General features: G+C 65.6%; 23 protein-coding genes and 1 tRNA gene. 13 read left to right on the top strand and 11 right to left on the bottom strand.

Translation table 11 applies throughout. The features are described 5' to 3' along the window. Nucleotides 1–1551 carry a Ppx/GppA phosphatase family protein gene (locus tag NHF53_RS03550; RefSeq protein ID WP_252833125.1) on the bottom strand — a complete coding sequence of 517 codons (1551 nt, stop codon included), beginning with the start codon at nt 1549–1551 and terminating at the stop codon, nt 1–3. A gap of 264 nt (nt 1552–1815) precedes the next feature. Between NHF53_RS03550 and NHF53_RS03545 the strand changes: the two genes are divergently transcribed. The 7 genes from NHF53_RS03545 to NHF53_RS03515 all read left to right on the top strand — a co-directional run bounded on the left by NHF53_RS03545 (nt 1816) and on the right by NHF53_RS03515 (nt 8717). Beyond that, nucleotides 1816–1889 (top strand) — tRNA-Gln (locus NHF53_RS03545). Nucleotides 1890–2127: 238 nt separating this feature from the next. Next, on the top strand, nt 2128–2832 hold the full coding sequence (locus tag NHF53_RS03540) for an SDR family oxidoreductase (RefSeq protein WP_252833124.1): 705 nt from the start codon (nt 2128–2130) through the stop codon (nt 2830–2832). 208 nt (nt 2833–3040) lie between these two features. Next, nucleotides 3041–4294, top strand: a complete 1254-nt coding sequence (locus NHF53_RS03535; protein WP_252833123.1) for an FAD-binding oxidoreductase — start codon at nt 3041–3043, stop codon at nt 4292–4294. A gap of 26 nt (nt 4295–4320) precedes the next feature. Continuing rightward, nucleotides 4321–5247, top strand: a complete 927-nt coding sequence (locus tag NHF53_RS03530) for an agmatinase (protein WP_252834901.1) — start codon at nt 4321–4323, stop codon at nt 5245–5247. Nucleotides 5248–5547: 300 nt separating this feature from the next. Then, a complete protein-coding gene (locus tag NHF53_RS03525; RefSeq protein WP_252833122.1) occupies nt 5548–6906 on the top strand; it encodes a glutamine synthetase family protein in 1359 nt (452 codons plus the stop codon). Between the two features lie 13 nt (nt 6907–6919). Next, nucleotides 6920–8215 carry an FAD-binding oxidoreductase gene (locus NHF53_RS03520; RefSeq protein ID WP_252833121.1) on the top strand — a complete coding sequence of 432 codons (1296 nt, stop codon included), beginning with the start codon at nt 6920–6922 and terminating at the stop codon, nt 8213–8215. Between the two features lie 106 nt (nt 8216–8321). Further along, a complete protein-coding gene (locus NHF53_RS03515) occupies nt 8322–8717 on the top strand; it encodes a GFA family protein (protein ID WP_252833120.1) in 396 nt (131 codons plus the stop codon). 31 nt (nt 8718–8748) lie between these two features. On the opposite strand, the gene NHF53_RS03510 is transcribed toward NHF53_RS03515, so the two are convergent. From NHF53_RS03510 to rirA, 3 genes are all read right to left on the bottom strand, one after another. Then, nucleotides 8749–9243: a gluconokinase gene (locus NHF53_RS03510; protein ID WP_252834900.1), complete on the bottom strand. Its 495-nt coding sequence runs from the start codon at nt 9241–9243 to the stop codon at nt 8749–8751. A 129-nt stretch (nt 9244–9372) separates the two neighbouring features. Then, nucleotides 9373–10974, bottom strand: coding sequence for a GMC family oxidoreductase (locus NHF53_RS03505; protein WP_252833119.1), 1602 nt, complete (start codon nt 10972–10974; stop codon nt 9373–9375). Nucleotides 10975–11166: 192 nt separating this feature from the next. Continuing rightward, nucleotides 11167–11640 carry an iron-responsive transcriptional regulator RirA gene (gene rirA / locus NHF53_RS03500; protein WP_252833118.1) on the bottom strand — a complete coding sequence of 158 codons (474 nt, stop codon included), beginning with the start codon at nt 11638–11640 and terminating at the stop codon, nt 11167–11169. 194 nt (nt 11641–11834) lie between these two features. Between rirA and NHF53_RS03495 the strand changes: the two genes are divergently transcribed. Further along, on the top strand, nt 11835–12863 hold the full coding sequence (locus NHF53_RS03495) for a Fe(3+) ABC transporter substrate-binding protein (protein ID WP_308218659.1): 1029 nt from the start codon (nt 11835–11837) through the stop codon (nt 12861–12863). A 104-nt stretch (nt 12864–12967) separates the two neighbouring features. Here the strand turns inward: NHF53_RS03495 and NHF53_RS03490 are convergent, their stop codons facing one another. Continuing rightward, nucleotides 12968–14464: a CoA-acylating methylmalonate-semialdehyde dehydrogenase gene (locus NHF53_RS03490; protein ID WP_252833117.1), complete on the bottom strand. Its 1497-nt coding sequence runs from the start codon at nt 14462–14464 to the stop codon at nt 12968–12970. Between the two features lie 118 nt (nt 14465–14582). On the opposite strand from NHF53_RS03490, the gene NHF53_RS03485 reads away from it, so the two are divergent. Continuing rightward, a complete protein-coding gene (locus tag NHF53_RS03485) occupies nt 14583–15464 on the top strand; it encodes a LysR family transcriptional regulator (RefSeq protein WP_112689133.1) in 882 nt (293 codons plus the stop codon). A 3-nt stretch (nt 15465–15467) separates the two neighbouring features. On the opposite strand, the gene NHF53_RS03480 is transcribed toward NHF53_RS03485, so the two are convergent. The 3 genes from NHF53_RS03480 to NHF53_RS03470 are packed head-to-tail and all read right to left on the bottom strand — an operon-like array spanning nt 15468 to nt 17409. Next, nucleotides 15468–16064, bottom strand: coding sequence for a DUF1007 family protein (locus NHF53_RS03480; protein WP_252833116.1), 597 nt, complete (start codon nt 16062–16064; stop codon nt 15468–15470). Further along, nucleotides 16061–16807, bottom strand: coding sequence for a hypothetical protein (locus NHF53_RS03475; protein ID WP_252833115.1), 747 nt, complete (start codon nt 16805–16807; stop codon nt 16061–16063). The genes NHF53_RS03480 and NHF53_RS03475 overlap by 4 nt, the downstream gene beginning before the upstream one ends. Continuing rightward, nucleotides 16807–17409, bottom strand: coding sequence for a HupE/UreJ family protein (locus tag NHF53_RS03470; RefSeq protein ID WP_252833114.1), 603 nt, complete (start codon nt 17407–17409; stop codon nt 16807–16809). Before NHF53_RS03470 ends, NHF53_RS03475 begins: the two co-directional genes overlap by 1 nt. Nucleotides 17410–17549: 140 nt before the next feature. Between NHF53_RS03470 and NHF53_RS03465 the strand changes: the two genes are divergently transcribed. Continuing rightward, nucleotides 17550–18185 carry a HupE/UreJ family protein gene (locus NHF53_RS03465; RefSeq protein WP_252833113.1) on the top strand — a complete coding sequence of 212 codons (636 nt, stop codon included), beginning with the start codon at nt 17550–17552 and terminating at the stop codon, nt 18183–18185. A 16-nt stretch (nt 18186–18201) separates the two neighbouring features. Here the strand turns inward: NHF53_RS03465 and NHF53_RS03460 are convergent, their stop codons facing one another. Both NHF53_RS03460 and NHF53_RS03455 read right to left on the bottom strand, forming a co-directional pair. Continuing rightward, nucleotides 18202–18774 (bottom strand): UbiX family flavin prenyltransferase, encoded by a 573-nt coding sequence (locus NHF53_RS03460; protein ID WP_252833112.1) that lies wholly within the window; start codon nt 18772–18774, stop codon nt 18202–18204. Beyond that, a complete protein-coding gene (locus tag NHF53_RS03455) occupies nt 18771–20279 on the bottom strand; it encodes a UbiD family decarboxylase (RefSeq protein ID WP_252833111.1) in 1509 nt (502 codons plus the stop codon). Before NHF53_RS03455 ends, NHF53_RS03460 begins: the two co-directional genes overlap by 4 nt. Nucleotides 20280–20384: 105 nt before the next feature. Here NHF53_RS03455 and NHF53_RS03450 point away from each other — a divergent pair, with 105 nt between their 5' ends. From NHF53_RS03450 to NHF53_RS03440, 3 genes are read left to right on the top strand one after another with little or no spacing between them, the layout of a single operon-like run. Then, the gene (locus NHF53_RS03450; RefSeq protein ID WP_170141831.1) at nt 20385–20894 is read left to right on the top strand and encodes an SCP2 domain-containing protein; all 510 of its coding nucleotides are present in this window, start codon (nt 20385–20387) and stop codon (nt 20892–20894) included. Next, on the top strand, nt 20885–21862 hold the full coding sequence (locus NHF53_RS03445; RefSeq protein ID WP_252833110.1) for a peptidase U32 family protein: 978 nt from the start codon (nt 20885–20887) through the stop codon (nt 21860–21862). The genes NHF53_RS03450 and NHF53_RS03445 overlap by 10 nt, the downstream gene beginning before the upstream one ends. Before the next feature lie 13 nt (nt 21863–21875). Continuing rightward, entirely contained in the window at nt 21876–22811 is a 936-nt protein-coding gene (locus NHF53_RS03440) for a U32 family peptidase (protein WP_252834899.1), read from the top strand. Nucleotides 22812–22863: 52 nt separating this feature from the next. Here the strand turns inward: NHF53_RS03440 and NHF53_RS03435 are convergent, their stop codons facing one another. After that, a complete protein-coding gene (locus tag NHF53_RS03435) occupies nt 22864–24186 on the bottom strand; it encodes a TRAP transporter large permease (protein ID WP_114362571.1) in 1323 nt (440 codons plus the stop codon). Nucleotide 24187: the final 1 nt, after the last annotated feature.

Below are 24187 nucleotides of genomic sequence, written 5' to 3'. Positions count from 1 at the left end.
TCAGCGCCCGCGCTCGCGGAAGGGGCGACGGCTGCGCCCACGCCGCCAGACGCCGTCGTCGGCCATCATGTCGGTGAGCAGGCCTTCCCTCAAGCCCCGATCGGCCACCCGCATGCGGGGCGATGGCCAGCGGCGGCGGATCGCCTCGAGGATCGCGCAACCGGCGAGCACGAGGTCGGCGCGGTCCGGGCCGATGCAGGGGTTGGCCGCGCGGCCCTGGTAATCCCAGGAGAGCAGTTTCGCCTGCATGGCGCTCACCTCGGCATCCGAGAGCCAGAGGCCGTCGACCCGGCGGCGGTCGTAGCGCGGCAGGTCGAGATGCACGCCGGCGAGCGTGGTCACAGTGCCGGAGGTGCCGATCAGATGGAAATCGTGGGACGCCACGCCTTTCTCGGCGCCTTCGATCGGCGGGCAGTCGAAGCGCGCGAGCATTTCCCCGACCTCGGCCGTCATCGCCTCGAAGACGTCCGGCGTCACGTCGCGGCCGCCATGACGCTCCGAGAGCGTCACAACGCCGACCGGCAGCGAGGTCCAATGGGTGATGTGGTTGGCAAGCCGGCTCGAACGGCTTTCGCCGATGCGGATGACGGCAATCTCGGAAGAGCCGCCGCCGATGTCGAAGAGCACGACCGACCGCGCCTCGCGACCGACCAGCGACGAGCAGCCGGAAACGGCAAGTCGCGCTTCCGTCTCGCGGTTGATGATCTCGAGTTCGAGGCCGGTCTCGACCGTCACGCGGTGCAGGAATTCCTCGCCGTTTTCCGCAGCACGGCAGGCCTCGGTGGCGATCAGCCGCATGCGGCGGATTTGCCGGCCGGAGAGTTTTGCCGCGCAGACGCGCAGCGCCTCGACCGCGCGGTCCATCGCCTCCGCCGAAAGCCGACCGCTCGCGGCAAGCCCTTCACCGAGCCGCACGATGCGCGAAAAGGCGTCGACGACGCGGAACTGCCCGGGGCGGGTCGGCTGGGCGACGAGAAGACGGCAATTGTTGGTGCCGAGATCGAGTGCCGCGTAGAGATCGTTCGACCACTGCGAAACGGCCGCCGGCGGACGCGGGCGTTCCGTCGGCTGCGGCTGCTGCGGCTTGGCCGGCAGAGGCGCCTTGGCGGGAGCGGCGGCCGGCGCCGGCGAGGCCGCCTGCGCGGTGGCCGGCTTGCCGGAGGCGAGCGGCCGACCCTGCAGGCTGCGGCGATTGCGGTTGCGACGGCGCTTCTTTCCCGATTTTCCGGGATGGGAATGCTCGGCCTCTGCCGCAGGCGCCGCCGTCTTGTCGGCATTTGCGGAATGCGGCAGATCGATCGGCTGGTTTTGACCCGAACGATTGCGTCGCCGGCGCTTTCGCTTGCGAACCGGCTCGTGCGCCTGGTTGGTTGCGGAACGTCCAGCCGGAGCCGACGTCGCCGCCTGCCCCTCGCCGGCCACGACGGCGGCGCCCGAAACCTTCGGCGCATTCGTCTTGGCCTTGCCGCGCCGGAGGGTTGCCTCCCCCTTGCGGCTTTCTGCCGACGCCCCCTCGCTTGACGGCCTGAGGCCGCGATCGGGGTCTGTCACGTATCTATTCCGTTGCGCCGCGCAAGGCCGACTGCGGCATGCCGCTGGCGCCATATTCGATTTTCGTTGGTGCGATAATATCAGCGGGTCCGGTTTTAGCCAAACTGTTTTTCCGGCGGAATTCGGCGCAGCGCCGGGCGTGTGAGAGCATCGTCGCGGCAGGGGAATTTTTTCCGATTTTTTCAAAACAGCTATTTGCAAGTCGCCGGCTTTTGTTTATAAGCCCGCCTCACCGACGGGTCACGCACTGCCGTGACCCACTGCTGGGGAATAGTTCAACGGTAGAACGACGGACTCTGACTCCGTTAATCTTGGTTCGAATCCAGGTTCCCCAGCCAATTCTCTCCAAATCCCCGTATTTCCTAGATTCTCCAGTCGCGCCGGATCCCGGTTTGGCGTCATTGGCGACCTGATATCCGTCGCGCGACGGCGGCATTTTCCCGAACACATCGCCCACCGATCGCTTTTTGCTTGTCAAAGCGACGAAGACCCCTTTCGTTACCGTCGGACAATTCTACTTGAGGGAACATCGGGGCGATCGACAGGGCACCCCATCGTGGAAGAGAGGTGCTTGCAATGTCGGCAAAGAAGGTAGCCATCGTCACCGCGGGCGGCAGCGGCATGGGAGCGGAATGCGCTCGGCGTCTGGCGGCAGACGGGTTCAACGTGGCGATCCTCTCCTCGTCCGGTAAGGGTGAGGCGCTGGCCGCGGAGTTGGACGGCATCGGGATCACCGGCTCCAACCAGTCGAACGACGATCTCAAACGTCTGGTGGACGCGACCGTGGAAAAGTGGGGGCGGGTCGACGCTCTGGTGAACAGCGCCGGTCACGGGCCGCGCAAGCCGGTCCTCGACCTGACCGACGAGGACTGGCACACGGGCATCGACGTCTATTTCCTGAATGCCGTGCGCCCGACACGCCTCGTCACGCCGATCATGCAGAAGCAGAAGTCCGGGGTCATCATCAACATATCGACCGCCTGGGCCTTCGAGCCGTCGTCGATGTTCCCGACGTCCGCGGTCGCCCGTGCGGGCCTCGCCGCCTTCACCAAGATCTTCGCGGATACCTATGCGGCGGACAATATCCGCATGAACAACGTCCTGCCCGGCTGGATCGACAGCCTCCCCGCCACCGAGGAACGCCGTGCGGGCGTGCCGATGAAGCGCTACGGCACGAGCGCCGAGATCGCCGCGACCGTCGCCTTCCTTGCCTCGGACGGTGCCGCCTATATCACCGGACAGAACATCCGCGTCGATGGCGGGCTGACCCGGTCGGTTTGACGGCCTGACGAAATCTGCGACCCGCAGCCGCCTCAGCGACGATTGACGGCCGTCCCCACGCCCGATCGTCGAAGAGTCTGCGAGGACATCACGTATTTTTGCAACGCCTCATGCCAATCGGCAGATCCTTGCATTTTTTCATTTGCGCCGCAGCATCGACAATTGCATCTTCGGCGAAAGACCTGTCAGCAACGGAATCCTGAATAGAATGTCTGCAGATGCAATCGTGCTCGGCGCCGGTATTGTCGGCGTTTCCACCGCCATCCATCTCGCCCGCCGCGGCCGCTCGGTGGTGCTGGTCGACCGGCGCGGCGCCGGCGAGGAAACCTCGTTCGGCAATGCCGGCCTGATCCAGCGCGAGGGCATCGTGCCCTACGGTTTTCCGCAGGAAGTCGGCATGCTGGTGCGCTATGGTCTCAACAACCGTATCGACGCGCATTACCATCCGACGGCAATGCCGAAGCTGGTGCCGTTCCTGTCGCGCTACTGGTGGCATTCGAACAAGGTGCGCCATCAGGCGATTGCCAACGCCTACGCGCCACTCATCGAAAATTCGGTCTCGGAACATGCCGACCTGATCAAGGCGGCCGGCGCCGAACGCCTGATCCGCAAGGACGGCTGGATGGAAGCCTTCCGCACGAAGGCGGCGATGGACAAGGAAGTCGCCGAGGCCGAGCGGCTGGCAAGTGTCGCTGCCATCAACTTCACGGCGCTGACAGCGGACGATCTCGCCCGCGTGGAGCCGCACCTGACGGGCAAGTTCGTCGGCGCACTCAAATGGAACGACCCCTGGTCAGTCACCGATCCGCACGGGCTGACCATGGCCTATCTCGCCTATTTCGAAAGCCTCGGCGGCAGGTTCGTCAGGGGCGATGCAACGACGCTCAAGCCCGCTGCCTCGGGCAAGGGCTGGCAGGTCAGGACCGCCGACGGCACGGTGGAGGGCAAGGATGTCGTTCTGGCGCTCGGGCCCTGGTCGGAGGATGTGACCCGCACGCTCGGCTACAGCTTCATCGTCGGCGTCAAGCGCGGCTACCACATGCATTATGCGCCGGCAGGCAATGCCGTGCTCAACAACTGGACCATGGACAAGGAGCGCGGCTATTTCCTCGCGCCGATGGACAAGGGCATCCGTCTGACCACGGGTGCGGAATTCGCCGATCGTGACGCGCCGAAATCGCCGGTGCAGGTCGAGCGCGCCGAAAAAGTGGCGCGCACGATCTTCCCGCTCGGCGAACGGCTCGATCCCGAACCGTGGATGGGCGCGCGGCCCTGCACGCCGGACATGATGCCGATCATCGGCAAGGCGCCGCGTCACGACGGCCTCTGGTTCGCCTTCGGACACGCCCATCACGGCCTCACCCTCGGTCCCGTCACCGGCCGGCTGATCGCCGAAGCCGTCACCGGCGAGACGCCCTTCCTCGACATGAGCGCCTGGCGTCCGGAGCGGTTCAAGCCGTGAGGGAGCCGAAATCGGGTCGCCACGAGATGGCCGCGCCGCTTTCATTTCTTGGTTTTCCCAGCCGGCTCGCCGATGGCATCTCGCCCTGCGCCGTGATCTTCGGCTCCGGGCACGGCAGCACCTATCCCGGTGGGGATAGCAGCGGCTACGCCTTGGCCGCCGATGCCATCCGCACTGCGAGCCAGGAGGATGCCGGGCTCGTCGAGCACTGGGATTTCGATCTCGGCGGCACTCTGTTTGACGGCAAGCCGCTCTGCTGTGTCGACACCGGTGACATCCCGACTACCATGCACGACAATGCTGGCAACAGGGGCCGTATCGAGGCCCGGACGCGGGAAGTGCTAGCCTTGCAGGCTGTCCCCGTCATGCTCGGCGGCGACGATTCCGTGCCAATTCCCTTTCTCGCCGGATTTTCCGATCACGGACCGATCTGGATCCTGCAAATCGACGCCCACATAGACTGGCGCGACGAGTTGCATGGCGAACGCTACGGCTATTCGAGTCCGATGCGCAGAGCCAGCGAGATGCCGCATGTTGCCGGGATGGTGCAAGTCGGCTTGCGAAGTGTCGGCAGCGCGCGGCTGACAGAAATCGAGGCGGCGCGGCAGTATGGAAGCCACTTGGTGACCGCACGCGAGGTCCACACCCAAGGCGTCGAAGCTGCACTAAGGTACATTCCGGAAGGCGCGCGGGTCGTCGTCACGCTCGATTGCGACGGCCTCGATCCCGGCATTATGCCGGGCGTGGCGGCACGCACGCCCGGCGGTCTTACCTACACACAGGCGATCGACCTCATCGCCGGCGTCGGTCGGCAGGCAAAGATCGTCGGGTTCGATCTCGTCGAGCTCTTTCCTCCCGCCGATCTGGACGGGCTTTCTGCACTGACCGCTGCACGTCTTCTCGTCAACGTAATCGGGACCATCGCCCGGCAGGATCAGCGTTCGCAGTCTTAGCCTCCATCTGCGGATGAAACGGAAGGACGCGGCAGGGCTGGCAAATGCGGCAATTTCGTGATAGCGGTGTCTTCGGTCGTAAGACCAAGTTTCCGCGTGGTCGCGGAAAGCCGCCGGGCTGTGCTCCTTGTCTTCGCACCTTCCGATGCGCCCCGGCGGGAAGACTGTAGAGGCTGAGGCATGTTTCGCTTTCTGAACCACCACGGAGATTTCGGCGACCGTTAGCGTCGTTCGATACCGTTTGCGCATGCGCCTTTCCGCATGCGTGGGTCAGATCGTTGAAACCACTGCCGGTGCCTTATGGATATTGAAAGCCAAGCCAAGACCTTTTTCGAAGCAAACCCCGACATCGAAGTGCTGGAAGCGTTCGTCATCGACGTCAACGGCGTTCCGCGGGGCAAGTGGATCCCCCGCGAACGCGCGCTCGACGTCCTGACCAAGGGCATGGCGATGCCGCGCTCGGTCTATGCGCTCGACGTCTGGGGGCGCGACGTCAATGCCGCCGGCCTGGCGGAAGGCACGGGCGATCCCGACGGGCTCTGCTTTCCCGTGCCCGGCACGCTCTCGCGCGTCACCTGGCTGTCGCGGCCGACGGCGCAGGTGCTGCTGGAGATGCGCAATCCCGACGGCAGCGGCTTCTACGCCAATCCGCGCAACGTGCTGGCAAGCGTCGTCGAGCGCTACCGCAAGCTGGGGCTGACGCCGGTCGTCGCGACCGAACTCGAATTCTATCTCATCGATCCGGTGCGCTCGGCCCTCGACCCGGTGCGCCCGCCGAAGACCCGCGAAGGCCGCTGGCACACCGGCCAGACGCAGGTGCTGTCGATCGCCGAACTGCAGGACTTCGAAGAGGTCTTCCACGCGATCTCGACCGCGGCGCGCGCGCAGAAGGTGCCGGCCGACACGACGCTGCGCGAAAACGGCCCCGGCCAGTACGAGATCAACCTGAACCACGTGCCGGATGCGCTCGCCGCCGCCGACTATGCGGTACTCCTGAAGCGCATCGTCAAGGGCGTGGCCCGCTGCCACGATCTCGACGCCACCTTCATGGCCAAGCCCTACGGCACCCAGGCCGGCAGCGGCATGCATGTGCACTTTTCGGTGCTCGACGAGACCGGCGCCAATATCTACGCCGGTGAAGACGGGCCGTCGGAGACGCTCTTCCATTCGGTCGGCGGGCTTCTGGAAGCCATGGGCGAGAGCATGGCGGTCTTCGCCCCCCACCAGAATTCCTACCGGCGGCTGCGGCCGTCGGAGCATGCGCCGACCTATGCCTCCTGGGGCTTCGACAACCGCTCGGCGGCCGTGCGCGTCATCACGGCGAGCCGGCCCGCCACCCGCATCGAGCATCGCGTCGCCGGCGCCGACACCAATCCCTATCTCGTCGTCGCGATGATCCTCAGCGCCGCGCTCGCGGGCATGAAGGAGAAGACGCAGCCGGGCGGCGCGATCAGCGGCGACGAGCATGCGATCAACCACGAACCGCTTCCGACCAACTGGGACCAGTCGCTGCAGCGTTTTTCGAAGTCGAGCTTCGCCTATGCTGCCCTCGGGCCGAAGTATCGCGGGCTCTACACCGCCTGCAAACAGCAGGAAATCTCGGAATTCTCGCTCCGCGTCACCGACGTGGAATACGACGCCTATATCCGGACCGTTTGAGAGGAACAGGACGATGCAGACTTCCCCGACCAATCCCGGCCACGCCAATTCCTGGTATGCGGCAAGTGCCAACGACAAACGCGTCCGTCCCGAACTCGAAGGAGAGACGGAAGCCGACGTCTGCGTGATCGGCGCCGGCTTCACCGGCATTTCTGCCGCGCTGGAACTCGCCGAAAACGGCTTCTCGGTGGTGGTGCTCGAAGGCGAGCGCATCGGCTTCGGCGCTTCCGGCCGCAACGGCGGCCAGATCGTCAACGGCTACAGCCGTGACCTCGAAGTGATTGCCAAGCGCTACGGGCCTGAGAAGGCGGTGAAGCTCGGCGAGATGTCGCTTGAGGGCGGCGAGATCATCCGCCGCCGTGTCGCCACATACGGTATCCGTTGTGACCTCGTCGACGGAGGCTTCTTCGCCGCCTTCACGGAGAAGCAAGTCAAGGAGATGGCGCATGTAAAGGCGAACTGGGAGAAGCACGGACATACCGGCCTCGAAATGGTCGCCAGGGCAGACGTCGGCAAATACGTGAAATCCGACCGCTATGTCGGCGGCATGATCGATCGTCTCGGCGGCCACATCCATCCCCTGAACCTGGTGCTCGGCGAGGCCGCCGCCGCCGAAGGGCTGGGCGTGCGGATCTTCGAAAAGTCGCGCGTCACCGGCCTCGACATGGGCCTGAACCCGGTCGTCAAGACCGCCAAGGGCAGGGTGAAGGCGAAGTACGTGCTCGTCTGCGGCAATGCCTATCTCGGCTCGATGCTGCCGAAGATCACCGACCGGATGATGCCGGTCTCCTCGCAGGTCATGGCGACGGAACCGCTCGACGCGAAGCTGATCGAAGACCTGCTTCCGGCCAACTACTGCGTCGAGGATGCCAATTACGTGCTCGACTACTATCGCCGCACCGCCGACAACCGGCTGCTCTACGGCGGCGGCATCGGCTATGGCGGGCATGACCCGGCTGACCTCACCAGCGTCATCCGCCCGAACATGCTGAAGACCTTCCCGCAGCTGAAGGGTGCCCGGATCGACTTTGCCTGGAGCGGCAATTTCGCGCTCACGCTCACGCGCATCCCGCATATGGGCCGGCTTTCCGAGAACGTCTATTTCTCCCACGGGGATTCCGGTCACGGGGTCACGACGACCCATCTCCTCGGCAAGATCCTCGGCGAGGCCGTCGCCGGCCATGCCGGTCGCTTCGACGTCTGGGCCTCGCTGCCGGCGCTTCCCTTCCCCGGCGGCAGGACCTTCCGTGTGCCGCTCACCGTTCTCGGCGCGTGGTGGTACGGCCTGCGCGACAAGCTCGGCGTCTGAGGAACGGGTCGGCCAGAGGCCGAAAGCCGTCGTCTCGGAGCCAACCGGCGCGACGGCCCCATGCCAAGCTGCACCACTCGATCGGGTTTCGCGTGGGAGAAGAGCCTTGGCACAAGCGAAAACAGGCGGCTGCCTTTGCGGCGGCGTTACCTACGACGTTCGGGGAGAGTTGCGACCGGTGGTCGCCTGTCATTGCCACCAGTGCAGGAAAACGTCCGGCCACTATGTTGCGGCGACGCAAGCCGCGCAGGCCGACGTGACGATCAGAGGTGACACCCTCCGGTGGTTCCGGTCTTCCGACACGGCGGAACGCGGCTTCTGCGGCAACTGCGGCAGCAACCTGTTCTGGCGCCGGCACGGCAATCCCTACATCTCGATCTGGGCCGGAACGATCGACGGGCAGACCGGCCTCAGGATGGAGAGCCAGATTCACACGGAATCCGCCGGCGACTATTATGAACTGCCGCACGTGCCGGTGATCGACCAGTCGGAATTGTCCTAACATTCGCCGCGAGACAGGCTGCGGGCAGCCTTCAGCGACCCGCGGCCGGCGAAAGCCCGGCGACCGCCATATCCACGATCTCCCCGATGCCACGATCGATATCGACCGCTACGACACCCGGCTCGCCGGTCGGCACTTCGAGCGTGGCAAGCTGGCTGTCGAGGAGAGAGGTCGGCATGAAATGGCCGGTGCGCGACCCCATCCGCTCGTTCAGCAATTCGCGCGTTCCTTCGAGGTAAACGAAGGAGAGCCTGCCGCCGGTCGCAGCCCGAAGCCGGTCGCGATAGGCCTTCTTCAGCGCCGAGCAGGAGACGACGATCCCATCGCCTCGTCCCAGCGCATCCGCCATCGTCCGGCCGACGATCTCGAGCCACGGCCAGCGATCCTCGTCGCTCAGCGGCTCGCCCCGCGACATCTTCTCGACATTCGATGGCGGATGCAGGCCGTCGCCTTCGACGAAGGGCAGGCCGAGACGCTCGGCGATCGCCGCCCCGACGGACGACTTGCCGCAGCCGCAGACCCCCATCACGATGACCGCTTCAGGCCTTGCCGTTTCCGTCCGCTTCAACTGCCCACTCCCGTCCTCTTCATTGTGACGAAGCGGAAGATAGTGATCGGCGCGTCCGAGTCCACCCGCCGGGAACGTGATCTGCAATCAGCCGGCACGCATCTCGGCGGCGATCTTTTCGGCCATCATGATGACCGGCGCATTGGTGTTGCCACCGATCAGCGTCGGCATCACCGAAGCGTCGACCACGCGGAGCCCCTCGATGCCCCGGACCCGGAGCGCCGGATCGACGACGGCGTGATCGTCGGAGCCCATGCGGCAGGTGCCGACCGGATGGTAGATCGTGTCGGCGCGAGCGCGAATGCGTTCGGTGAGCGCCGCATCCGAGCCGCCGGCCTCGGCGTAGAGTTGACGCTTGCGGTAGCCGGCGAGCGCGTTTGCCTCCATGATGTCGCGCATCACCTTCGTGCCGGCGAGCATGCCTGCCATGTCACGCGGGTCAGAGAGATAGGCGGGATCAATGCAGGGAGCGGAAAGCGGATCGGCGCTCCTCAACGTCACGGTTCCGCGCGAATGCGGCCTGAGCAGGCAGACATGGCAGGAATAGCCGTAGCCCATGTGCAGCCGGCGGGCATGATCGTCGACCATGGCGACGACGAAATGGAGCTGGATATCCGGACGGTCGAGCGCCGGGTCGGTCTTCAGGAAGGCGCCCGACTCCGCGAAGGTCGAGCGCAGATGCCCGGTGCCCTCGCGCCGCCACTCCCGCGAGGCGCGCGCGATGTCGGCTGTGCCGTGGAGGCCGATGCCGATCATGTCGCGATCGCGCGAGCGATAGATCATGGTGAAATCGAGATGGTCCTGCAGGTTGCGCCCGACCTCCGGGCTGTCGGCGACGACCGCAATGCCGTGACGGCGGAGCTCGTCCGCCGGCCCGATGCCCGAAAGCATCAGGAGTTGCGGCGACTGCAACGCACCGCAGGCGACGACTACCTCCCGCGCGGCACGGGCGACCAGTTCCCGGCGGCCGACCCGGTAGGCGACGGCAGAGGCGCGGCCGTGCTCGAAAAGTACGCGGCTTGCCCGCGCGCCGGTAACGATCGTCAGGTTCGGCCGGTCGAGATGGTCGGCCAGGTAGGCGGCGGAGGCCGAGCAGCGCTCGCCCTTGCGCGGACCGCGCCAGAACTGCGTCGCCTGGTAGAGGCCGATCCCCTCCTGGTCCGGACCGTTGAAATCGTCGTTCCGGCGAAAGCCCCGTTCCTCACCGGCGGCAATGAAGGCGTGGTTCACCGGCCGCGCCCAGTCGGCATCGCTCACCTGCAGCGGCCCGCCGGCGCCGTGAAAGGGACCGGCGCCGCGGACGTTGTCCTCGGCTTTCAGGAACCACGGCAGCACATCGGAAAAGGACCACCCGTCGCAACCCGCATCCGCCCAGTCGTCGTAGTCGCCGGCATGGCCGCGAACGTAGAGCATGGCGTTGATGAGGCTCGACCCGCCGAGACCTCGGCCGCGCGGCTGGTAGCCACGCCGGCCGTTCAGGCCCGCCTGCGGCTCCGTCTCGAAGGCCCAGTTGGCAAAGGGCAGCCGCCCCGGCACAACGGCGGCAGCCCCCGACGGCACGCGGAGCAACAGCTCGCGCCCCGAGCCTCCCGCCTCCAGCAGGCAGACCTTGACGTCGGGGTCCTCGCTCAGCCTCGCAGCCAGAACCGCTCCCGCCGAGCCGCCGCCGGCGATCACATAGTCGAACATGGTCCCCTCCCAAGGCCCCCGGCGGTGCGACACCCACGACGCCGCTTTTCCGTTTACGTATACGTAAACCGACCACGGCGGCCGCTCAAGAGGGTGCGTTCGCGCAATCGACGATTTCGGAGAGACAAGGCAAACGAAAACCCCGCCGGCCTTTCGGCGCGGCGGGGTTCGAAGAAAGCGATCCTGTTGCGATCAGGCGGCCGGCGCGGATACCGCCTTTGCCGGCGCCTCGGGCAGGCCGAGCAGGAAGTTGATGTGCGGACGCGCCTTGACGAGGTCCTCGATCGTGTACTCCGCCAAAACCTCGAAGAAGGCGCCGAGCGCGCGGCGCAGGGCCGCGTTCAGCCCGCAGCTGTCGACGAGAGGGCAATCGATCTCGCCGTCATCCTCGAAACACTCGGCCATCGCGAAACTGTCTTCGGTGACCTTCACCACGTCGAACAGGGTGATCTTGTCGGCCGGCCGTCCGAGCCGCACGCCGCCGTTTCGGCCGCGAACGGTCTCCACCAGACCCGCCTTGTTGAGCGGCTGCAGGATCTTGAACAGGAACAGTTCCGAAACGCCGTAAGCCTTGGCGATCTCCGGGATGCGGCTCAAACGGTCCTTGTTCGCCGCGCAGTACATCAGCATGCGCACGGCATAATTGGTCTGCTTCGTCAAACGCATGCATGACTCCTCGTGCTTGGTTGCCCCTATATAGTGCCTTTTCTACTTTTGAACAATTCCAAAATACTCAAGTTCACATTTCCCCACGGCCAGTGCGACGAAGAGTCCGTTGACACCTCGCCATATTCATGACTATTACGCTCAAGAATATACAACACCAGACAGGAAGGGACACCTTCATGACGTTTTCACGGATGCTGCGTGCAGGTCTTCTGGCATCGGCGGCGCTTCTTGCCGCAAACGAAGCAGCTATGGCCGACGGCGAGGTCAATATCTATTCCTATCGCCAGCCGGAACTCATCCAGCCGCTGATCGATGCCTTCGCCAAGGAAACCGGCATCGAGGCGAACGTCCTCTTCCTCGACAAGGGGCTTGTCGAGCGCATCAGCGCCGAAGGCGTCAACTCTCCAGCCGACGTGATCCTGACAGTCGACATCGGCCGCCTGGTGGAGGCGAAGGCCGGCGGCGTCACCCAGCCGCTCGCCGACGAGGCGATTAACCAGCAGATTCCCGCCCAGTACCGTGATCCGGACGGCGACTGGTTCGGCCTCACCACCCGCGGCCGCGTCGTCTATGCTTCGAAAGACCGGGTCAAGGAAAACGCCATCACCTACGAAGAGCTTGCCGATCCCAAGTGGAAGGGCAAGCTCTGCATGCGTGACGGCCAGCACTCTTACAATATCGGCCTCTTCGCCTCGATGGTCGCCCACCACGGCGAGGAATACACCGAGAACTGGCTGCGCGGCCTCAAGGAAAACCTCGCCCGCAAGCCGGACGGCAACGACCGCAGCCAGGCCAAGGCGATCATGTCCGGCGAATGCGATATCGCGTTCGGCAACACCTACTATGTCGGCCTGATGATCACCAACGACAAGGAGCCGGAAGAGAAGGAATGGGCGGCCGCCATCAAGGTGCTCTTCCCGAATGCCGCCGACCGCGGCACCCATGTCAACATTTCCGGCATGGCGCTCGCCAAATACGCGCCGAACAAGGACAACGCCGTCAAGTTCATGGAATTCCTCGCCTCACAGGAGGCGCAGGAAATCTATGCCGAGCAGGTCTTCGAATACCCCGTGATGCCGGGCGCGAAGGTGTCTGATGTCGTCGCCTCCTTCGGCGAGATCAAGCCCGACACGCTGTCACTCGCGGACATCGCCGCGAACCGCAAGAAGGCCTCCGAGCTGGTCGACAAGGTCGGCCTCAACGACGGCCCGTCGATGTAATCGGCGAACGCCTCCCACACAAACGCGAACGGGCCCTTTCGGGCCCGTCTTGCTTTGCGACCGGCCCTCTCGACCGGCAAAGGCCGAGAGGTACGGTAATTGTCTTACTTCATCGTCGGGATGGAGAACTCGGCGCCGTCCTTGATGCCCGACGGCCAACGGGAGGTGACCGTCTTGGTGCGGGTCCAGAACTTGATCGAGTCCGTGCCGTGCTGGTTGAGGTCACCGAAGGACGAGGACTTCCAGCCGCCGAACGAGTGGTAGGCGAGCGGAACCGGGATCGGAACGTTGATACCGACCATGCCGATGTTGATACGGCTTGCGAAGTCGCGGGCAGCGTCGCCGTCACGGGTGAAGATCGCGACACCATTGCCGTATTCGTGCTTCATCGGCAGGGAGAGTGCGTCTTCATAGTTCTTGGCGCGGACAACCGAGAGAACCGGCCCGAAGATTTCGGTCTTGTAGATGTCCATGTCCGGGGTGACGTTGTCGAACAGGCAGCCACCGACGAAATTGCCGTTCTCATAGCCCTGAAGCTTGAAATCGCGGCCGTCGACGACGAGCTTGGCACCCTGCTCCACACCGCTGCCAATGAGGCCGAGGACGCGCTCACGCGCTTCCTTGGTGACGAGCGGGCCCATGTCGGCCTTTTCGTCGGTGTAGGGGCCGATGCGCAGCGCCTCGACCATGGGGGTGAGCTTCTCGACGAGACGGTTGGCGGTTTCCTCGCCGACCGGGACGGCGACCGAGATCGCCATGCAGCGCTCGCCGGCAGAACCGTAGCCCGCGCCCATCAGGGCGTTGGCGGCCTGGTCCATGTCGGCGTCGGGCATGATGATCATGTGGTTCTTGGCGCCACCGAAGCATTGGGCGCGCTTGCCGTTCATCGCGGCCGTGCCGTAGACGTAGCGGGCGATCGGGGTCGAGCCGACGAAGGAGACGGCGCCGATTTCCGGGTGGGTCAGGATGCCGTCGACGGCTTCCTTGTCGCCGTTGACGACGTTCAGCACACCGGCCGGCAGCCCGGCTTCGATCATCAGTTCGGCAAGGCGCATCGGCACGGACGGGTCACGCTCGGACGGCTTCAGGATGAAGGCGTTCCCGCAGGCGATCGCAGGGGCGAACATCCACATCGGGATCATCGCCGGGAAGTTGAACGGCGTGATGCCGGCGCCGATGCCGACCGGCTGGCGGATCGAATACATGTCGATGTTCGGGCCGGCGCCTTCGGTGAACTCGCTCTTGGCGAGGTGCGGGATGCCGATCACGAACTCGCAGACTTCAAGGCCGCGGATGACGTCGCCCTTGGCGTCCTCAATGGTCTTGCCGTGCTCGCGCGACAGCATCTCGGCAAGCTCGTCCATGTTGTCGTTCAGGAGCTGGACGAACTTCATGAAGACACGGGCGCGGCGCTGCGGGTTGGTGGCAGCCCATTTCGGCTGCGCGGCCTTGGCGGACTGAACGGCGGCGTTCAGTTCCGCCGCGCTTGCGAGCGCCACGCGCGCCTGCACTTCGCCGGTCGCAGGATTGTAGACGGGGGCGGTGCGGCCGCTGGTGCCGGCGACGCGCTTGCCGTCGATGAAATGCCCGATCTCATACATGGATGTGCCTCCTCAGGTTTTTCGCTGGGTCCAGCATCCCACTTTAATTTGCACAACACAACGCGATGATATACGCATCGGTTGTGCAGAAATTGATGCTCTCTGGAGGCAGTCGCGAATGAACTGGGATGACGTTCGCATCTTCCTTGCCGTGGCGCGGGCCGGCCAGATCCTTGCCGCGTCAAGACGGCTCGGGGTCAATCACGCGACCCTCTCGCGACGACTGACCGCGCTCGAGGAGGCGCTGCAGACCCGCCTCTTCGTGCGGCGGACAAACGGCTGCGAACTGACCGCCGAAGGCGAAGGCTTTCTCGTCTCCGCCGAGCGCATCGAAACCGAGATGCTCGCCGCCCAGGCCCGCCTCGGCCGAACCGACACGGCGGTTGCCGGAACGGTCCGGATCGGCGCGCCGGACGGATTCGGCGTCGCCTTCCTCGCCCCCCGGCTGGGACGGCTGATCGACCGGCATCCGCAGCTCAAGATCCAGCTCGTGCCGGTGCCGCGGGCCTTTTCGCTGTCGAGCCGTGAGGCCGACATCGCGATCACCGTCGAGCGCCCGGAGACCGGTCGGCTCGTTTCCTCCAAGCTCACCGAATATACGCTCGGCCTCTATGCTTCCCGCGACTATCTCTCCGAAGCAGGAGGTCCGGCGAATGTCGAGGCGCTGAAGGAACACAGCCTGATCGGCTACGTGGAAGACCTCATCTACTCGGCCTCGCTCAACTATACTGGCGAAATCTCGCGCAGCTGGGATTCCGCCTTCGAGATATCGAGCGCGATCGGGCAGACCGAGGCGGTGCGTTCGGGCGCCGGCATCGGCATCCTGCACACCTATATCGCCCGCCAGTATCCCGAGCTCTGCCGGGTGCTGCCGGAGGTGGCGATCCGGCGCGCCTACTGGACGATCTTCCACGAAAGCGCCCGCGATCTGACCCGCGTGCGCACGGTCGTGCAATACCTGCAGGAACTGGTGAACGAGGAACGCAAGATCTTCCTCTGAGGCTCACCGGCAGGCGAGCACGACAGCTTCCGGCACGACCAGCCCACCGAAATAGGCGTCGGCGGGACGCGTCTCGCGGCTGACGCTGCAGCCCTCGCCACCCCGGACAACGGCCGGCCGATCCGCGGCGAAGGCTACGGCGGCGGTATAGTCGCGATCCCGCAACACGAGTTCGAGCTTGCGGCCGGCGAGCGCGACGGGCTCCTCCAGCCGGAAGCCGAAGACGACGGTTACGACACCGTCGGAAATGCTGACGTCGAAGGCGTCCGGCACGCCGAGCGCCCTCCGCTCTCCATCCACCGAAAGCTCGGCGAAAAAACCGATGCCGCCCAAATCGCCGGTCAGTGCCTGACGCATCGCCTCGCGCTCCGCCTGGTCGAAGATGCCGTCACCATTTGCATCGAACCGGGAGAGCAGCCGACGGCTCGAGGCTTCGTCGATCGCGAGGCTCTCGACGATGGAAACCAGTCGACCGGCCTCTACATCGAACAGCACGCGCGCGGTCACGGCGATGTCCGGGTGGCTTGTCGCAAGCCCGGCCGAGGCGAGCCATAGAAGGCCGACGGAGAGCCATCGGCGCACGACAGCGTTGTGGATCATCCCGCTGGCTCCTTTCCGTCGAGTTCCTGCAGGACGCGCCCGAAGCCCGGGAACTCGCCGTCGGCCGGCAGCGCTGGAAACGGTGGCGGTTCGAGCGCGGTGCGCTTTGCCGCCATATACGCCCCGCCGTAGAGAAAGCCGATAGCGATCAGCCAGCTCGCGAAGATGCGGGCAGCAACCGTGAGCCAGGCACGGTCGAAGGCGGCCGCGGCGAGCGCCACGGTGGCCGAGATCCAGATTTCGGCGGCAAAGGCCAGCGGCCGGTAGCTCCGCTCATGCAGGGTCGGGTCGCCGAGAAGCGTCGCAATCGCAAGAGCCGCACCCACCAGCGCCAGCAGCGGCAGGGCGAACCACGTCCGGGCGCCACGCGGCAGCACGAGCGGCAGACCAATGAGCACGCAGGCGATCGGGCCGGTCAGGAAGAGATGCGCCGCTGCGCCAGGGACCGGGGCCATCAGCGCGAAGAACGGTTCGCGCAGCAGAATGCCGGCGGCCGCCCCCAACACGAGGGACGCCAGAGCGAACGGCAACATCCGCCGCGGCAACTGGCCGAGAAGAAGGCCGAGGCCGACAAGCGGCAGGATGCGTTCGGCGGTGAAGACGGAGGCAAGGAGCCAATTGCCCTGCCAGCCGGACTGGTAGGCTGAAGCAGCAAGCGCCACGGCGGCGGTGATTGCAAGCGCACATGCCGCCAGACAAAGGCTTCGACGCGACGGCGCCACCACCGGCTTGTGCATCGACATCAGGAAACGAGAAAGTAGAGGCCGCCGAGACCGATCAGCCCGCCGAGCGCACGCGACAGCTCGCCCGCGCGCACGCGCTGAAAGAGGAGGCCGACGGCGATGCCGGCGATGTGGATGAGCCCGGTCGCGACCACGAAACCGATCGCATAGTCGGCCGGGTCGGTGGCATTCGGCAGTTCGGCACCGTGGGCATAGCCGTGGAAGATCGCGAAGACGCCGATCACCGCGAGCGCGAGCCATTCCGGCGGGCGCCACAGCAGGGCGATCGAGGCCCCGAGGACGATGATGGAAAGGGCAATGCCGCTTTCGACGGCCGGCAGCGGAACGCCGGCAATCCCCAGCATGCCGCCGACGACCATGATCAGCGGGAAGGCGATCGGCAGGCTCCAGACGGCGCGGCCGCCCATCTGCGCACCCCAGAGGCCGACGCAGAACATCGCCAGCATATGATCGGCGCCCGAAAGGGGATGTTCGAAACCGTGCAGGAAACCGCCGGCCTCCCCCTGCAGGATATGGGCATGCGCCACGGCCGGCACCGTCGCCAGTGTTAGGCCGGAAAGCAGGACCGCCGCAATGCGACGCGACAGGTTCGAAAACAGCATGAGCACGATCTCCAGCTCGATGTGTCGAGGTCCCGGCTGGCAGCCGGCGAGTCGGCCTCGACTATATCCGAATCACCGGAAATTGTAGATGGATCGTGTCGGAGGCCGCCGTCGTCCGCCGCCTAGCCTGGAGAAGTGCCATGATCCGCCCGCCGAAGTCTCCCCACCGGCCCAGAATCCGCCGCCACGGCACATCTTTCCTGCCGGCCATTCTCACGACGGTCGCAATGGCGGCTGCGCCCGCGGAAGCCTCTGCCCATGCGCTCGGCGGCGTCATGGGCGGCTTCGGCAGCGGCTTCGGTCATCCGCTCGCCGGCTTCGACCACTTTCTCGCGATGCTGGCGGTCGGGCTCTGGGGCGCGCAAATGGGTGGCCGGTCTGTGTGGGCGCTTCCAGCCACCTTCCCGCTCATCATGTGCGTCGGCGGCTTTGCAGGCATGCTAGGGCTCTTTCCCGACGACCTCATCCGACTCGCGATCGCCGTCTCGCTCCTCGTGCTCGGCGGGGTGATCGCCGCGCGCTGGGTGGCTCCGGAATGGGCGGCCCTCGTTATCGTCGCCTTTTTCGCGATCTTCCACGGCTATCCGCACGGACAGCTGACGCTTAGAGCGACCGATCCCGCAGCCTTCACCGTCGGCTTCGTCGTCTCGACCGGTCTCATCCACATTCTCGGCATCGGCATCGGCTTCGCGCTCGGCAGGCTCTATCACGGCTACGTCGTGCGCGCGCTCGGCGGGATGATCGCCGCAAGCGGGGTCTATTACCTGCTGGTCTAGACAGTTTTCCTGACGTTCAGCCTTCCCATTCGCGTGCAAGCGGCGGGATCGGCAGGCCGAGGAGATCAATCGCGCGGGCGGCGATATGATCAACGATGGCCTCCACGCTTTCGGGCCGGTGATAGAAAGCCGGAACCGGCGGCATGACGATCGCGCCCATTTCGGCCACTGAGGACATGTTGCGCAGGTGACCGAGATGGAGCGGCGTTTCCCGCGCGAGCAGGATCAACCGGCGGCGCTCCTTGAGATGGACATCGGCGGCACGGACGAGAAGGTTGTCGGCGATGCCGGTGGCGATCGCCGCAAGCGTGCGCATCGAGCATGGCGCGACGATCATGCCTGCCGTGCGGAAGGAGCCGCTGGCGATCGTGGCGCCCACGTCGCGGATCGGGTGGTTCTCGGTCGCCATCGCCAGCAGGCGCCCGAGCGCGTCGGGACCGCATTCGTGGGACAGGGTGCGTCGTGCCGCGTCGGAAACGACGAGGTGGGTTTCGGCACCCTCGATCTCCTGCAGCCGCTCCAATATGCGGAGCGGAATGGCGGCGCCCGAGGCACCGGAGACACCGAGTACGATCCGCATCCGGCTCATGACGCCTCTCCGATCCCGAGGTCCGCCCAGAGCGCGTCGACCTTCGCCGTGACCTCCGGCGACATCTTCAGCACCCGGCCCCATTCGCGTTCGCTTTCCGGGCCGATCTTCGTCGTGGCATCAAGGCCGAGCTTGCCGCCGAGGCCGGGTTTCGGCGAGGCGAAATCGAGATAGTCGATCGGCGTGTCGGTGATCACGGTGACGTCACGGCTCGCATCGAAGCGGGTCGAGAGCGCCCAGACGATGTCGGGCCAGTTGCGCACGTTGATATCCGGGTCGACGGCGATGATGAGCTTCGTGTAGCTGAACTGCGGCAGCATCGACCACAATCCCATCATCACCCGCCGCGCCTGGCCGGGATAGCGCTTGTCGATCGCCACCACCATGGCGCGGTAGGAGCATGCCTCCGGCGGCAGCCAGAGATCGGCAATCTCCGGAAACTGGCGCTTGACGAGCGGCAGGAAGATTTCGCTCATCGCCTCGCCGAGCACGGACGGCTCATCGGGCGGGCGGCCGGTATAGGTCGAGAGATAGACGGGGTTGCGGCGCATGGTGATCGCCGAAAGCGTCATCACCGGGAAGCGCTCGACGCTGTTGTAGTAGCCGGTATGGTCGCCGTAAGGCCCCTCCTCCGCCGTCTCGCTCGCGGATACCATGCCTTCGAGCACGATCTCCGCATTGGCCGGTACGCAGAGCGGGACGGTCAGTGCGGGGGCGAGTTCGGAACGTTTGCCCTTCAGAAGTCCCGCAAAATTCATCTCGCTCATGCCCTCCGGCAGCGGCATGACGGCGGCGAGGATGGTCGCCGGATCGGCACCGATCGCGACCGTCACCGGCATGTCCTGCCCGAGCTTTTGCCACATGCGGTGGTGGCGGGCGCCGCCGCGATGGGCGAGCCAGCGCATGATAAGGCGTTGCCCGTCGAGGACCTGCATGCGGTAGATGCCGACATTGACGTCGGCCGGATCGTCCGGCGCCCGGGTGATGACGAGCGGCCAGGTGACGAGCGGCGCCGGCTCGCCCGGCCAGCACCACTGGATCGGCAGGCGTCCGAGATCGATCTCCGCATCCCGCCAGACGATGTCCTGCACCGGTGGACGGCTGACGTTTCTCGGGCGCATCGAAAGCGCCGCCCTCAGGAGCGGCAGCTTGCCCCAGGCATCGCGCATGGATTTCGGCGGGCGGGGGTCGCGCAGGTCGGCGAGCATGGCGGCCAACCGCGGCAGGCCGCCACTCTCGAGCCCGAAGCCCCACTCGATCCGCTCCCGGGTGCCGAAGAGGTTGGCAAGAAGCGGCACGTCGCAAACCCTGCCGGCGGCATCGACGGGTTTCTCGAAGAGCAGCGCCGGGCCGCCGGATTCCAGCGTCCGCCGGTGGATTTCGGTGATCTCATGAACGAGCGACACGGGCCTTGTCACCCGCTTCAGGCGGCCGCGCCGCTCGAGTTCGCCCATGAAATGCTGGAGATCGGAGAAACGGCGGATGGCCGGAGGAGCTTGGGTCATCCCGCCTCTGTGGCGGAGGAAAACCTGCATGTCTTTGCGCTGGCTCAAATGATCGCATCCTCGATGCCATTAGCATGGCGCGACCTCCCCTTTCGAAAGGTGTTCCTGATGCGTGTTCCGCCTGCCCTCGCCGATCCCCTTGGCGTCATTCCGGTCTTCATGATCGAACGTGCGGCGAGACTGGCCTTCACCCGGGTCCTGAAGGCCCATCCGGGTCTCTTCGAACGGCTCGGCGACTACCGCCAGAAGCGCTACGGCTTCGTGCCGGACGATCTGCCGATCGGCTTCCTCGTCGAGCCCTCCCGCCTTTCGCTTACCGTCGTGCGCAAGCCGAAGCGACCCGAGGCCGACGCCGCCGTCGAAGGTCCGCTCTTCCTGCTGCTGGCGCTGCTCGAAGGCCGCTGCGACGCTGATGCACTGTTCTTCTCGCGGGACCTGACCGTCACCGGCGACATGGAAGCCATGCTGGCGCTCAGGAACGCCCTCGACGACAGCAATATCGACCTGCCGAAGGATCTCGGCCAAGCTTCCGGTCCCTTCGCGCCGCTCGTTAGCCGGGCGCTCAACTATGTCCGCGACCGTGCGCTTACCGGGGAGGCCGGCCGATGGAACTGATCTGCCCGGCGGGAACGCCCGCCGCCTTCCGCGAGGCGGTCAACGCCGGCGCGGACGCCGTCTATTGCGGCTTCCGCGACGAAACCAATGCCCGCAACTTCCCCGGGCTCAACTTCACGCCGGCCGAACTCGGCGAGGCGATCGCCTTCGCCAAGCGCAAGGGGGTCATGACCTTCGTGGCGCTCAACACCTTCATGCGGGCCGGCGCCGAAGACATCTGGTACAAGGCGGCCGACGACGCCGTTCGACTCGGCGCCGATGCACTGATCCTCGCCGACTTCGGCCTGATGGCCTATGTCGCGGAAAGGCATCCCGACCAGCGTCTGCACGTCTCGGTGCAGGCCTCCGCCTCCAATGCCGACGCGATCAATTTCCTGGTCGACGCCTTCAACGCGAAGCGCGTGGTGCTGCCGCGCACGCTGACCATCGCCGACATCGCCCGGCTTGCGCCGCAGATCCGCTGCGAGATCGAGGTCTTCGTCTTCGGCGGGCTCTGCGTCATGGCCGAAGGGCGATGCTCGCTTTCCTCCTACGCTACCGGCAAGTCGCCGAACATGAACGGCGTGTGCTCGCCGGCAAGCCATGTCCACTATCGGCAGGACGGTGCCGAACTCGTTTCCGAACTCGGAGAGTACACGATCAACCGCTTCCCGGCCGGCGAGGCCGCCGGCTATCCGACGCTCTGCAAGGGCCGTTTCGAGACGGGCGGCGACAGCGGCTACGCCTTCGAGGACCCGGTCTCCCTCGACGTCATGGATCACCTCGACGCCCTTCGCGCGGCAGGCGTCTGCGCGCTCAAGGTCGAGGGACGCCAGCGCGGCAAAGCCTATGTCGCGGAGGTCGTCTCGACGCTCCGGCAGGCGCTGTCCGCCGATGCGGCAGCGCGACCGGCGCTGCTGTCCCGTCTCAGGCTCCTCAGCGAAGGCCAGCGCACCACATCCGGCGCCTACGAAAAGCGCTGGAGATAACAAGGACATGACCATGGTTTCAGCCAATCCGGCACTGGTGCTCGGGCCCGTTCTCTATCTCTGGGACGGCCCGAAATGGCGCGACTTCTATTTCCGCATCGCCGACGAGGCCCCGGTCGGCGAGGTGGTGATCGGCGAGACGGTCTGCTCCAAGCGCCTGCACTTCACCGAGCCGCATCTCGCCGAGGTGGTGGAGCGGCTCGAGGCGGCGGGCAAGTCCGTGCGGCTTTCGACGCTTGCGCTGGTGACGCTCGAGCGCGAGGCCCAGCACGTCCGCAATCTCATCCGCGACAGCGCGCATATCGTCGAGGCGAACGACCTTTCCGCGCTCGGTCTTCTGGCCGGCAAGCGGCACACGATCGGGCCGCTGATCAACGTCTACAACGCCGCGACCGCGAGACTTCTCGCCAATCGCGGGGCGACCGCGATCTGCCTGCCGCCGGAGCTTTCAATGGCTTCCGTTGCCGAGATCGCGGCCGGCGCCCCCGGCATCGCCTTCGAGGTCTTCGCCTTCGGCCGCATTCCGCTCGCGATTTCGGCACGCTGCGCGCATGCCCGCGCCAAGGGCCAGATCAAGGACAATTGCCAGTTCGTCTGCGGCGAGGAGCCGGACGGAATGCCGGTGCGCACTCTCGACCGGCAGTCCTTCCTCGCACTCAACGGCGTCCAGACGGTCTCCCACACCTGCCAGGCACTGGTCGGCGAACTGCCGGATCTCGTCGCCGCCGGCGTCTCACGCTTCCGCCTCTCGCCGCAGGACTGCGACATGGCGGCGATCGTGCGGGTCTACGAGGATGCGCTCGCCGAACGGATCGATGCGGAGGAGGCGGTCGCACGGATCGGGGCAGTCTATCCCGACGTGCCGCTCTCGAACGGCTTCCACCATGCACGGGAAGGTGCGGCCTGGGTCGCACGGACCCGCAACACCGCCCACGGAGCGCAGGCATGAGGCGGAGCAGTACCGGGCGGAGCAAGCTCCGCCCGGTAGCTGGGACTTCGTCTTACATGCCGAGGAACCGCGGCAGGAAGAGCGAGATTTCCGGGATGTAGGTCACCGCGAGCAGGAAGGCCAGCATGGTGAGCAGCCAAGGCATGACGGCGACCGTCAGCTCGGTGATCCCCATCTTGGTTATGCCGGAGGCCACGTAGAGATTGAGGCCGACGGGCGGATGGCACATGCCGACTTCCATGTTGACGACGATCATGATGCCGAAATGCACCGGATCGATGCCGAGACGCACGGCGACCGGGAAAAGGATCGGCGCCATGATCAGCACGATCGACGACGGCTCCATGAAGTTGCCGGCGGCGAGCAGCAGGATGTTGACGGCGATCAGGAACATCCACCAGTTCAGACCCGAGTTCACCATCCATTCGCCGAGCGCCTGTGGGATGTTCTCATGCGTCATGAGGAAGGAGAACAGGACGGCGTTGGTGATGATGTAGAGCAGCATCGCCGACATGTTGGCGGAGGACAGCAGCACCCGCGGAATATCCGAGAGCTTCAGGTCCTTGTAGACGAAAACGGCGATAAAGAAGGCGTAGACGGCGCTCATCGCGGCGGCTTCGGTCGGCGTGAAGACGCCGGTGTAGATGCCGCCGATGACGATGATGATCAGCAGCAGGCCCCAGACGGCCTTGCGGAACGTCTGCCAGCGTTCGAGCCAGCTCGCCTTCGGCAGCCGCGGATAGTCGTTCTTGTAGGCGCGGTACCAGGTGGTGGCCGCGAGCAGTGACGCGAGAATGAGGCCCGGGATAACGCCGGCCATGAAGAGCTCACCGACCGATGCCGCCGAGACCACCTGGCCGTCGGGGCCGGTCGCCTGCATGCCCGAGGTCGCGACCGAATACATGACCATGACGATCGACGGCGGGATCAGGATGCCGAGCGCACCGGATGTGGTGATGACGCCGGCGCCGAACTGCTTCGGGAAGCCCTGACGGGTCATCGCCGGCAGGATCACCGAACCGATCGCCACGACGGTGGCCGGCGAGGAGCCGGACACAGCTGCGAAGAGCGCGCAGGCGATGACGCCCGCAAGCCCGAGCCCGCCGTACCAGTGCCCCACCATGGAGGTCGCGAAATTGATCATGCGGCGGGCGACGCCACCGTGGGTCAGGAAGTTGCCGGCGAGGATGAAGAAGGGGATCGCCATGATCTCGAACTTCTCGATGCCGGTGAAGAGCTTCAGGGCCACCGTGTCGATCGGCACCGCCGTCATCGTGAACAGGAAGGCGAGAACGGTGAGGCCGAGCGCGATCGAGATCGGCATGCCGGTCAGCATGAGGGCCACGAGCCCTCCGAAGATGAGTGTCGCGTTCATG

The sequence above is a fragment of the Ciceribacter sp. RN22 genome (assembly GCF_024054295.1).
In the GTDB taxonomy this organism is placed as follows: domain Bacteria; phylum Pseudomonadota; class Alphaproteobacteria; order Rhizobiales; family Rhizobiaceae; genus Allorhizobium; species Allorhizobium lividum.
Note: the sequence above shows the minus strand (reverse complement) of the source record. Positions and strands in the feature narration are given on the sequence as shown.